Source organism: Pseudomonas acericola (SeqCode) (assembly GCF_053456465.1).
In genome coordinates, this window is the sequence record NZ_JBRFJB010000003.1 from 275,927 (window position 1) to 287,246 (window position 11,320).

An 11,320-nucleotide genomic window follows, 5' to 3' on the forward strand; every position below is an offset into this window, starting at 1 on the left:
TGTTTGCCCTTAACTCATCGAGAGGTGATGGGTACGCAGTTTGGGCACGCACAGCCTCGCCAGCACATCCGCCAGCAAATTCACCCCCACCACAAACGCCGCAATCGCACTCACCCCCCCTTGAATCACCGGCACGTCGCGCAGGCGAATCGCGTCGTTGAGCAGGCTGCCCACCCCCGGGTACGTAAACGCCATCTCCACCAGCAAGGTGCTGCTGAAAAACACGCTGAGGGTCAGCGCCAGCCCCTGGATCAGCGGCAGCACGGCGTTGGGCAAGGCATGCCCGAGCACCAGCCGCCAGGGTTGCAGGCCACGCAGGCGGGCGGCTTCGAGGTAGTCGCTGTGCAGCGCTTCGATCATCGCCCCACGCACCAGGCGGATCAGGTACGGCGCGCTCGCCAGCACCAGCGCGGCCACGGGCAGCACCAGGTAGCGGCCCTGGGTGAACGCCGAGTGATCCGGGTCGAGCAGCGACACGGCTGGCAGCCAGGTGAACAGGCTGGTGGCGAACAGCATGATCAAGCCGATCGCCAGCACAAACCCCGGCAATGATTTGAACATCACCAGCAGGGGCAGGGTCAGGCGGTCGATCCAGCGGTCGCGGTACAGCGCCAGCAGCGTGCCCAGCCCCACGGCCAGCAGCAGGTTGCACAGGGCGACGGGGATGAGCAGCGCCAGGGAGTTGGCGAAGCGCTGGCCCAGCAGTTGGGTCACGGGCACCTGGGAGTCCAGGGACTGGCCCAGGTCACCGTGCAGCGCCGCGCCCAGCCAGTGCAGGTATTGCTGCCACAGCGGCAAGTGCAGGCCCAGTTGTTCGCGCAGCACCTGCAACGACGCCTCGGGCGCGCCCGGCCCGAGGATCACCCGCGCCGGGTCGGACGGCAGCAGGCGGATGGCGAGGAACACCAGCAAGCTGATCAGCAGCACGCTGCCAAGCGCGGACAACAGGCGCCGTGCCAGCCTACTCACGCCGGCTCCTTGAGCCACAGGCTGTCGAAGCGCCAGGTGGGGAACAGGGTTTTCTCCGCCTGGGCGCCGCCGACCCGGTTCGCGATGCCGTCGAGCAGGTTGGCGTAACCCCAGATCAACATGCCGCCTTTGTCATGCTGGATCTGCTGGGCTTCGTGCACCAGCACGCGGCGTTTTTCCAGGTCGGGTTGGGCCAGGGCCTCGAGGAACAGCTGGTCGAAGCGCGGGTCGCTGAAGTGGGTCTTGTTGGCCACCGACACCGGCGCGTCGGAGTGCAGCCCGCAGGTGAGGAACGGCGCACCGATGCTGCCACCGGTACTCAGCGGCCATTCGGTGAGTTGCGGGCCGTTGAAGGTGGCGCTGTCGACCTGACGCACGCGAATGTCCACGCCAGCGCGTTTGGCCTGTTCGGCAAACACCAGCGCCGAGCCGACGCCGCCGCTGTCCTGGTCGGCCACCAGTTCCACGCTCAAATGCTCCTGGCCGGCTTCGCGCAGCAAGGCTTTGGCACGTTCCAGGTTGTAGCTGCGCTGCGGGATGCTGTGGTCGAAGGTCGGGTCGTTGGGCGCATAGAGGTCGTTGGCCACGCGGCCCTGGCCGTTGAGGGCGCGAGCCACCAGATCTTCGCGGTCCGCCATCAGGCGAAAGGCTTCGCGCACGCGCGGGTCGTTGAACGGTGCCTGGCTGAGGTTCATGTCGAAGGTCAGCCAGTTGCCGGTGACTGAGGTCAGCACCTGCAATTTTGGATTGGCCTGGACCAGGCGCAGGTGTTCGTTGGCCAAGCCGTTGGCAAGGTCGATCTGCCCGGACTGCAAGGCGCCCAGGCGCGAAGTCTGGTCCTTGAAGTCGATGATTTCCAACTCATCAGCGTAAGGCTTGCCGTCCTTGTAGTAGTTCTCGAAGCGGGTGAACAGCGAGCGTTGGCCGGGGCTGAAGCTTTTGAATTTGTAGGGGCCGGCGCCCACCGGGTTGGTCACCGGGTGATAGTCCACCGGCACGATGCCGCCGAAGTTGACCCAGGTTTCCGGCAGCGGCACAAAGCCGGCGCCGTCCTTGAAGCGCACGCGCAGGGTACGGTTGTCGAGTTTTTCCAGGTTGTCACGGTCGATCCAGTGCAGCAGCGCCGCGTAGGGCGAGGCCAGTTGTGGGTCGGTGAGGCGGCGGATGGAGAACACCAGGTCGTCGGCGTCGATGGTCTTGCCGTGGTGGAATTCCAGGTCCTTGTGTAGGCGCAGGGTCCAGGTGCGTGCATCTGCGCTGACTTCGGCCTCCTCGGCCAGGGCCAGGCGCGGCAGCATGTTTTCGTCCCATTCCCATAGTTTGCTGTACAGCGCAAAGCCGCGAATGATGCCGCTGCCTACCGGCTTGTGGGCGTCGAGGTTGCCGCTGCGGCTGCCGTCGATCACCCCCAGGCGCAGGCGTCCGCCGTACTGCGGGCCGCTCGGCACGGTGTTGACCAAAGCCTGCGGTGCTGCGCCGTCGCCACAGGCGCTGAGCAAGCTGCTGCCGAGCACGAGGCCGCAGCCGGCGGTCAGGCTGTTGCCGAGAAAACGCCGGCGGCTGAAAAACGTCGGGTCCATTACGCCACCTGCTCGTCGGGTTGTGCCGGCTGCCGCGCTGCGGGTTGGCGCAGGTGGCGGAAGTGCGGAAGGATGTGTTCGCCCAGGCGGTAGTTTTCTTCCAGGTGCGGGTAGCCGGCGAGGAAAAACAGCTCGATGCCCACCGCGTTGTATTCGTGAATCCGCTCAATCACCTGGGCGTAACTGCCCACCAGCGCCACGCCGGGCGGCACGCCGATATATCCGAAGCCGGACCACACATTGGGGTGGATGAAAAAGTCATCGAACCCGGGCGCCTGTTTTTGCGCGTACTCCTGTTCAAAACCCAGCTTGCGCGCCGAGCGCAGGCCGTCGTGGGCCGCCAGTTGCTGGACCACGCCCTTGGCCACGCCTTCGTCGAAAAAGCGCCGGGCCTCGGCACGGGCTTCGTCCTCGGTCGGGCGGGTGACCACATCGACGGACAAGCCAAAGCGCAGGTTGCCATTGCCATGGGCCACGGCGCGACGGCGCACGTCGTCGATCAGTGCGCGGATTTCTTCCGGGCGCTCGGCGCGCATCAAGTAGTAATCGGCGTGTTTGGCCGCGAATTCACGGGCGGCTTCGGAAGAGCCGGCGGTGCAGATCAGCGGCAGCTCGGCTTTTCTCTGCGGGCCACGCAGGCCGCCGCCTTCGGCGCTGTAGTAGCGCCCGGCGTAGTGGAACTGTTCGTTGTTCCAGTAGCCCTTGACCACGTCCATGAACTCGCTGGCCCGCGCGTAACGCTCATCGTGGCCGGTGACGTCGCCGACCTGGCGCTGCATCACTTCGGAGCCGCCGTTGATGATGTTCCACACCAGGCGGTTGCCGCTGGCGCGCTGGTAGGTGGCGGCCATCTGCGCGGCGACGAAGGGCGAGAAGTGGAAGGGCTGGAATGCACTGACGAATTTCAGCGTGCGGGTTTCCCGGGCCAGCAATGAGCAGACGGTCCAGGGTTCTTCGCCGCTGGGTGCGTTGACCATCAGCACGCCGCTGAAGCGGTTGATCTCGGCGGCACGGGCGATCTGCCCGAGGTAGTCGATGTAGGTGAAGGGGTCGCCGACGGCGAAGTCCGAGACGGCGCCGCTGTTGTTTTCCGGGGCTTGCCAGTCGCCGCGGTTGCGCGGGTCGCCGGGGAGGAATTGGGTTTCGCCATGCAGCGGCAGGCGGGTGAAAAAGTCGATGCTCATCAAGCAGTCTCCTGGAAAAAATTAGCGGGCGCTTTCGACCTGGGCCTTGAGGTTGGGCCACAGGTCGATCAGGCCGAGGTCGCGGATCGCCTGGTCGGTGAAACGGGTGGCCAGGGCCTGGCTGAAGTCGGGCTGGCTGCTGATCAACTGGTTGTCGAGGGCGTACTGGGACAGCGCGGCGAAGTGCTTGAGCAACTGTGCATCGGTCTTCGGTGCCCAGCGTTGCACCCACGGCACCGGATCGCCTTGATCGTCGCGGCGCAGCACGCTTTGCGGGGTGCCGGCCAGGGACGAGAAGCGGTAGTACTCGTCGCTGTTGTGCTCATCGGCCAACCATTGGCTGGCCTTGACCCAGGCGGTGGCGACCAGTTGGGTCAGTTGCGGCTGGCTGTCGACAAAGCGCTCGGTGCCCCACAGGTCCGAGGCCAGTCGCCAGTCGGCGTCGCCTTGCTTGCTGGACCAGAGCACCCGGCCGACCTGTTTGTCTTCCAGCAGATAGGCCTCGCTGAGCAGCACGGCGGCATCGACCTTGCCAGCGGACACCGCTGCGGCGCCGACCTGCGGGTTGATATTGGCGATCTTGAAGTCTTTCAGCGCCAGGCCCTGGCTGGCGAGGAACTGGCTGAACGGGAACTCCCACGGCCGCCCACGGTGCAGGGCCAGGCGCTTGCCCTTGAGGTCGCCGATGGACTGCGCGGGCGAATCCTTGGGCACCACCAGATAGATGTTATTGCCGCTGCCGCCGGGCACCACCAGCTTGCCGGGCACGCCGCCGGCCAGGGCGATCACCGACGGCAAGTCACCGCGCACGGCGAAGTCCAGGCCGTTGTTGGAAAAACCTTCGTTGATCTGCGGGCCGGCGTTGGCGTGGGGCAGGGCCTGCCACTCCAGAGTGACCCCGCGTTTTTGCAGCTCCTGTTGCAGCCAGCCTTCTTCGATAACGCGCCCGGGAATGCCGCCGAACACCGGCTTGCCGCCCTGGGTGAACGAGACGATGCCGATGCGCACGCTGCTCGGGGTGTCGGCAGCAAACACGCTCAGCGCGGGAATCAGCGCCAGTGCTGCGATCAAGTACTTGTAGGGCCGCTTCATGGGTGTGCTCCAAAGCCGTTGTTGGCGAGATAGGCCAGGGTCACGCGGGACAGCGCCCGCACGCCCACCGGCAGCGCGTTGTCGTCCACCAGGAACTTGGGCGAATGGTTGGGCCAGGTGTGCGCCGGGTCGATGCCGTCGGGCGTCACCCCCAGGCCGAAGAACACGCCGGGGATCTTGCGCGAGTATTCGGCGAAGTCGTCCGCCGCGTAGACGCCGGATTCGATGTCCACCGGCAGCTTGGATGAGGCCTTGAGTTGCGGCAGCAGCGCATCCACCAAGGCACTGTTGTTGTAGCCCGCCGGGTAGGTCGGGGTGACGTCGATGTTGGCGCTGGCGCCGGCACTCTCGGCGATCTTGCTGGCGGTGCGGCGCAGGCGTTCGATCACGTCGTCGCGCTGGGTCTGGCTCAAGGTGCGCACGGTGCCTTCCAGGCGCACTTGCGCGGGGATGATGTTGCTGCGCACACCGGCGTCGATGCGCCCGACGGAAATCACCGGTGCCGGCAACGCCACCAGATCCATTTGCCGGCTCGGGATGGTTTGCCAGCCCAGCACGATCTGCGCGGCCAGGGGGATCGGGTCGATCCCGGCCCAAGGGAAGGCGCCGTGGGTTTGTGCGCCGGTCACGGTGGCGACAAAGGTGTCCGCCGCTGCCGTGGTGCGCTCGCGGCTGATGGACAGCGAGCCGGACACGCCGCGCCCCACATGCAGGCCGAAAATCGCCTGCGGCGCCGGCTCGGCCAGCACGCCTTGTTCGATCATCAGGCGCGCGCCGCCTTTCTCGCCGACCGGCACGCCTTCTTCGGCGGGCTGGAAGATGAACTTGACGGTGCCGGGCAGGCTGTCCTTGTGCTTGGCCAGCACTTCAGCCACCCCCAGCACAATCGCGATGTGCGCGTCGTGACCGCAGGCGTGCATCACGCCGACGGTCTTGCCGGCCTGGCTGAAGTCGTTGCCGCTGTAGGGCACGCTGACGGTGGAGGCGTAGGGCAGGCCGGTTTGCTCGGTGACGGGCAGCGCGTCCAGCTCGGAGCGGATCGCCACCACCGGGCCAGGCTTGCCGCCGCGCAGGATCGCCACCACGCCGGTGTGGGCCACTTCGGTCTGCACCGTCAGCCCCAGTTCACGCAAGCGCTGAGCGACGCGTTTGGCCGTCTCGAATTCGCGGTTGCCCAGCTCGGGATGTTGGTGGATGGCATGGCGCAGTTCGATCAACTGCGGGGTGGCGCGCTGGATGTCCTGGTCCAGTTGGCTCAACCGTTGCGGGTCGATTTCAACGGCGCTGGCCAGGGGCGCGACGAGCAAGGCGGCGAGCAGCGCGGGGATGGGGCGGGTTAAATTCATGCAAAAGCCTCGGGGTTCAAACGACGAATGCCGAGGGACAACGCAGAATGCATGCCAGGCGCCCATGTCCCCTGTTTTCGGGATGTGGGTGCGTTTTCTTGGGGGATTTTGCTGAATCAGCAGCGAGCGATTGCTGATGGATTGCTGCTCCAGCAGCAGTGCATCTCATATGTTTTATTGGAATATTCAAATGCCAATTAATAATTATTTTATCTATGTGGCTTGGTTCACTATGGCGCCCAAGTACTTTGGAAACAGGACCGTAAGATGTCATTGCTCACCCACCCCAACGCCCGTGAACTGAGCAAAACGGTGCGGGCCACCGTACTGGTTTTCAAAGACCCGCGTTCCCAGGAACTGCTCAACCGCATCGAGCGCCTGGCGCCCAGTGAAGCCAACGCGCTGATCATCGGCGAGACCGGCACCGGCAAGGAATTGGTCGCGCGGCAGATCCACAACCTGAGCCGGCGCAGCCAGGCCAACTTTGTCGCGGTGAACTGCGGCGCGTTCCCCGAAACCCTGGTGGAGAGCGAACTGTTTGGCCATGAGAAGGGCGCCTTTACCGGTGCCACGCAGAACAAGGCCGGTTGGTTTGAAGCGGCCAACGGCGGCACCTTGTTCCTCGATGAGATCGGCGATTTGCCGTTGGGCATGCAGGTCAAATTGCTGCGGGTGTTGCAGGAGCGCGAAGTGGTGCGCCTAGGCTCGCGCACGCCGATTCCGATCAACGTGCGGCTGGTGGCGGCGACCAATATCAACCTCGCGGATGCGGTGGTCGCGGGCAATTTCCGCGAGGATCTGTTCTACCGCCTGCACGTCGCCACCATCCGCCTGCCGCCACTGCGCGAGCGCCCGGGAGACATCCTGCCGCTCACCGAATTTTTTGTCGCCGAACACTGCCGGCGCCTGGGCTACAGCAGCGCGCAACTGAGCCCCGAGGCCGAGCGCAAGCTGTTGGCGCATAACTGGCCGGGGAACATCCGTGAGCTGGAAAACGCCATTCACCACGCGTTGCTGGTGTGCCGCCAGCAGTTGATCCAACCGGGGGATTTGCACCTGGTGGAGATGAGTGCGGCGGTGCGCCAGGAGATCCAGGCGCTGCCTGCGGCGGGCGGCGACCTGGAGTCGGCGTTGATCAGTTTGTTTGAGAAGAACCTGGACAACCTGTTCGATCATATCGAGGAACAGGTGTTTCGCACGGCGTACCAGTTCTGCCATGGCAACCAGTTGCAGACGGGGCGGTTGCTGGGGATCAGCCGCAATATTGTGCGGGCGCGCTTGGAGAAAATTGGAGAGTTGCCGCCGATTGGCGGGTATCCGGCCAAGGCCGATTGAGCTGCACACGGCACTGGCCTGACACAAGTCCCCTGTGGGAGCTGGCTTGCCTGCGATGCAGACACCTCGGTACATCAGGTCCACCCAGTTGATGCCATCGCAGGCAAGCCAGCTCCCACATTTTTTGGATGTGTCAGGCCTGATGTTCCCCTAGTAACTCAGCGCGCAACTGCGCCTTCAACGCGTGCAACTCTGGCGACAGATGATCCCTCGGATGGGGCAACCCCACCGCAATCTCCCGCCGGATCTTCCCCGGATGCGCCTGCATCACGATCACCCGGTCTCCCAGGTACAGCGCTTCTTCGATGTCATGGGTGACCATGATCACCGTGCACCGCTGCTTGACCCAGATGCGTTGCAGTTCCTGTTGCAGGTACACCCGGGTCAGGGCATCCAGGGCGCCCAGGGGTTCGTCGAGCAACAGCACTTTTGGCGTATTGATCAACGCGCGGGCGATGGCGGCGCGTTGGGCCATGCCGCCGGAGAGTTGGTGCGGGTAGGCGTCGGCGAAGCCTTCGAGGTTGACCTTGGCGATGTGTTCATCCACCAACTGCTGCTTGGCCTGGGCGCTCAGGCGGTGGTTTTTCAGGGCCAGGGCGATGTTCTGGCTGACGGTCATCCATGGGAACAGACGATGGTCCTGGAACACGATGCCACGGTCGAGGCTGGTGCCGGTGACGGGTTGGCCGTCGAGGAGGATCTGGCCGCTGTAGTCGTTGTCCAGGCCGAGGATCAAGCGCAGCAAGGTGGATTTGCCGCAGCCGCTGGGGCCGACGATGCTGACGAACTCGCCGGGGGCGACCTTCAGGTCGATGCCGTCAAGCACGGGCAGGCGCTGGCCCTTGAGGTGGTAGTCCTTGCTCAGCCCTTTGATTTCAAGGGCGCCGGGCAGGGTGTGGGGTGTCAGGGAAACAATGTCCGGTGCGATTGCAGTCATGTCCAAGCCTTCCAGAATCAGGGGCGCCAGCGCAGCAGGTAGCGGCTCAGGCAGGTGAATAACAGGCTCATGCCGTAGCCCAGGGCGGCGATGCTGATCACGCACAGCAGGATGATCTCCATGCGCGCGCCGGCTTCGGCATTCATCATCAGGTTGCCCAGCCCGGGGCCGGCCGAGAGGAACAGTTCGCTGCCCACCGCCGTGACCCAGGCGAAGGCAATCGCTTGCAGCACGCCGGTACACAGGCTCGGCAGTGCCGATGGCAGCAGCACCAAGGCAAAGCGTTGGCGGCGACTGAGGACCAGGGCCTGGGCGACTTCGAGGTGGCGCGCATCCACCTGGCGCAAGCCTTCGAAGGTGTTGAGGGCCATCGGGTAGCTGGCGGCGAGGGCGATGATCAGCACCTTGGAGCTTTCGCCATTGCCGAACCACAACGCGATCAACGGAATCCAGGCCAGCATCGGCACTTGCCGCAGGCTATGGAACAGCGGTGCAATCAAGCGCTCGCCCCAGTTGGACAACGCCATGCTGGCGCCGATCAGGGTGCCGGCAAGCACGCCAAGCAACAGGCCCTGGCTGGTGCGCAGCAGGCTGGCGAGCAGGTTGGTCAGCAGCTCGCCGTTGCCGACGATCTCCACCAACCCGGCCGCCACCTGTGCCAACGGCACCACGGCGTACGCGCCGCTGGCGCCCTGGCGCGAGGCATATTCCCAGGCGGCCAGTAACAGTAGGGGCAGCAGCGCGCCACGGGCGTGGCGGAGCAGGCGTTTCATGGCGCCACCCGCGTCGGTTGCCAGCGCTGCAAGCGGCGCTCAAGGCGGCGCAGGGACCAGTCGAGGGCGAAGCCGACCAGGCCGGTGACGACGATACCGACCATGACCACGTCGATGCGCAACATCTGCCGCGCCATCTCGATCATCTGCCCCAGGCCGCTGTCGGCCGCCAGCAGTTCGGCGGCGATCAGCACCACCCAGGCGCGGGTCAGGCCGATGCGCAGGCCGGTGACAATCTGCGGCGTCACCGCTGGCAACGCCACCGCCCTGACCAGGCTCAGCCAGGGCAGGCGATACACCGCCGCCACTTCGAAATAGCTGCGGGGAATGCCCTTGACGCCCTGGCTGGTGGCCAATGCCAGCGGGAAAAACGCCGCCTCGGCAACGATGACGATTTTGAAGATTTCATCGATGCCGAACACCAGCACCAAGAGCGGAATCAAGGCCAGGCTGGGGATCTGCCGCAGGCTATGGAACAGCGGCCCGCAATAGGCTTCCACGGTTTTCGACAAGCCCATCAGCAAGCCGAACAGCAACCCGCTCGCGGCACCAATGCCCAGGCCCCAGCCCAGGCGGCCGAGGCTGGTGAACAAGTGGTCCAACAGCTCGCCGTTTTCCAGCAGCAGCGCAAAGGTGCGCCACACCTGGCCGGGCGGCACCAGCAACTGCCGGGGGAATACCCCGGCCGCTGCGACGCCGGCCCACAGGCCAAGCAAGGCCAGCGGCGAAATCAGCCAAGAGAGCCGGGACGCAAGCACCGGCAGTGAAGGTTGGGGCATGGGTACACTCTTATCAGTCTGCTTGAGGGCAATAGTGCAGCTTGTATGCCAAGGCCCAAGGCCCGGCAAACACGGGTGAAGGCGGGCAACCGCGCTGCTGCAAGGGCAACGCGTTGCTGGTGCACTGCTGCTACAGCAGCAGTCAGGCCGCGACGGGCACCTGGCGCCGCGCTGCATACCAAGCCAGCGCAATCACCAGGATCAGCAGCGCCCAACACACAAACAGCGGGCCGAGGCCGATCAGGTAACTGATCACACCGCCCGCCATCGCGCCGACAAAACCGCCGGCCATGGAGGCGAGCTGGAACAGCCCCGACACCTTGCTCTTGTCCTGCACCTGCTGGCTGAGTTGGTTCATGTTCAGCAGGTGCAACGCAGCGGCCGCAAGGCTCAGCAGAACCCCCGCCAGGGCCAGCCAGACAAAGTCCCGACTCAGCCCGATCAGCAGCAGCGCCGCGATGCCGAACACCAGGCTCAAGCCATAGGCCAAGCTCTGGCTGAGATGGCGCAGCAAGTAGCCCAGGCCAAACAGCGCCAGCACCGCGCCAACCCCTTCGATCACCACCAACGCCACCGCACGGTCCTGGGACAAGCCCGCCTCCTGTAGCGCAAAGAGGATGATGAAGGTGCTGAACACCGAGGTGCTCGCGCTGTTGAGCGCCTCCATGGCGCACGGCTCGCGGATCTCCCGATGCGCCAGCAGCTCACGGGCTTCGCTGAACATGGCCGCCAGGTTGAGCGCAGGCGCGCGCTCGCTCGGCGGTTCACCTTCCCAGAAGCTCAGGCTGTACACCGCCATCGCGCCAAAGCACAGGCTGATCAGCACAAAGGCCCAGTGAAACTGGCCCTCACCGCTGAACTGGTTGCCCAGCAGCGGCCCCAGCAAGCCCAGGCCCAGGGTCAAGGCGCCGCGATACCAGCCGGCTTTGCTCAGGCCCAGGTGCTTGAGTTCGCGCAGGAAGGCGCTGTTCATTGCCACGATGCGAAACGGAATGAACAAGCCGATCAGCCACTGCGCCAGCGCCAGCCACAGCCAACCGCTGAACAGTGGGATCAGCAGGTTGACCAGCATCGGGCCAAGGCTCGACACAAAATAGATCGGCTTGGCGCCATAACGGGCGATCACGAAACCCGCAGGCAGGGTGAGAAACACCATCCCTAAAGATTCCATGGCCGAGATGATCCCCACCTGCATGGCGTTCGCCCCCAGCGACAGGGCGTACAAGGTGGTGACGATCTTGGCCATGCCGATGGTGGCGCCACTGAACGTGGCCAGCAGCATGAAGTTGACCAGGAAACCCGGGCGCGAGGTCTTCACGGGCATC

At 64.9% G+C, this 11,320-nt stretch carries 10 protein-coding genes; 1 reads left to right on the forward strand and 9 read right to left on the reverse strand.

Annotation, left to right across the window (positions count from 1 at the left end; genetic code table 11):
- Positions 1-9: 9 nt before the first annotated feature.
- Genes ACU688_RS13370 through ACU688_RS13390 form a run of 5 tightly spaced genes read right to left on the reverse strand, consistent with a single transcriptional unit; the run spans position 10 to position 6,171 of the window.
- Positions 10-969 (reverse strand): ABC transporter permease, encoded by a 960-nt coding sequence (locus ACU688_RS13370; protein WP_448185096.1) that lies wholly within the window; start codon positions 967-969, stop codon positions 10-12.
- Positions 966-2,549 carry an ABC transporter substrate-binding protein gene (locus tag ACU688_RS13375; protein ID WP_448185097.1) on the reverse strand — a complete coding sequence of 528 codons (1,584 nt, stop codon included), beginning with the start codon at positions 2,547-2,549 and terminating at the stop codon, positions 966-968. The genes ACU688_RS13370 and ACU688_RS13375 overlap by 4 nt, the downstream gene beginning before the upstream one ends.
- Positions 2,549-3,733 (reverse strand): LLM class flavin-dependent oxidoreductase, encoded by a 1,185-nt coding sequence (locus tag ACU688_RS13380; protein ID WP_448185098.1) that lies wholly within the window; start codon positions 3,731-3,733, stop codon positions 2,549-2,551. The genes ACU688_RS13375 and ACU688_RS13380 overlap by 1 nt, the downstream gene beginning before the upstream one ends.
- Before the next feature lie 21 nt (positions 3,734-3,754).
- The gene (locus ACU688_RS13385) at positions 3,755-4,825 is read right to left on the reverse strand and encodes an ABC transporter substrate-binding protein (RefSeq protein WP_448185099.1); all 1,071 of its coding nucleotides are present in this window, start codon (positions 4,823-4,825) and stop codon (positions 3,755-3,757) included.
- A complete protein-coding gene (locus ACU688_RS13390; RefSeq protein WP_448185100.1) occupies positions 4,822-6,171 on the reverse strand; it encodes an amidohydrolase in 1,350 nt (449 codons plus the stop codon). The genes ACU688_RS13385 and ACU688_RS13390 overlap by 4 nt, the downstream gene beginning before the upstream one ends.
- 267 nt (positions 6,172-6,438) lie before the next feature.
- Here ACU688_RS13390 and ACU688_RS13395 point away from each other — a divergent pair, with 267 nt between their 5' ends.
- Complete coding sequence (locus ACU688_RS13395) at positions 6,439-7,506, forward strand: sigma-54 interaction domain-containing protein (protein WP_448185101.1); 1,068 nt, start codon at positions 6,439-6,441, stop codon at positions 7,504-7,506.
- Positions 7,507-7,639: 133 nt separating this feature from the next.
- Here the strand turns inward: ACU688_RS13395 and ACU688_RS13400 are convergent, their stop codons facing one another.
- From ACU688_RS13400 to ACU688_RS13415, 4 genes are all read right to left on the reverse strand, one after another.
- On the reverse strand, positions 7,640-8,443 hold the full coding sequence (locus ACU688_RS13400) for an ABC transporter ATP-binding protein (protein ID WP_448185102.1): 804 nt from the start codon (positions 8,441-8,443) through the stop codon (positions 7,640-7,642).
- Positions 8,444-8,460: 17 nt separating this feature from the next.
- On the reverse strand, positions 8,461-9,216 hold the full coding sequence (locus ACU688_RS13405) for an ABC transporter permease (RefSeq protein ID WP_448185103.1): 756 nt from the start codon (positions 9,214-9,216) through the stop codon (positions 8,461-8,463).
- A complete protein-coding gene (locus ACU688_RS13410; protein WP_448185104.1) occupies positions 9,213-9,995 on the reverse strand; it encodes an ABC transporter permease in 783 nt (260 codons plus the stop codon). The genes ACU688_RS13405 and ACU688_RS13410 overlap by 4 nt, the downstream gene beginning before the upstream one ends.
- Positions 9,996-10,137: 142 nt before the next feature.
- Complete coding sequence (locus ACU688_RS13415; protein ID WP_448185105.1) at positions 10,138-11,319, reverse strand: MFS transporter; 1,182 nt, start codon at positions 11,317-11,319, stop codon at positions 10,138-10,140.
- Between the last annotated feature and the right edge of the window lies 1 nt (position 11,320).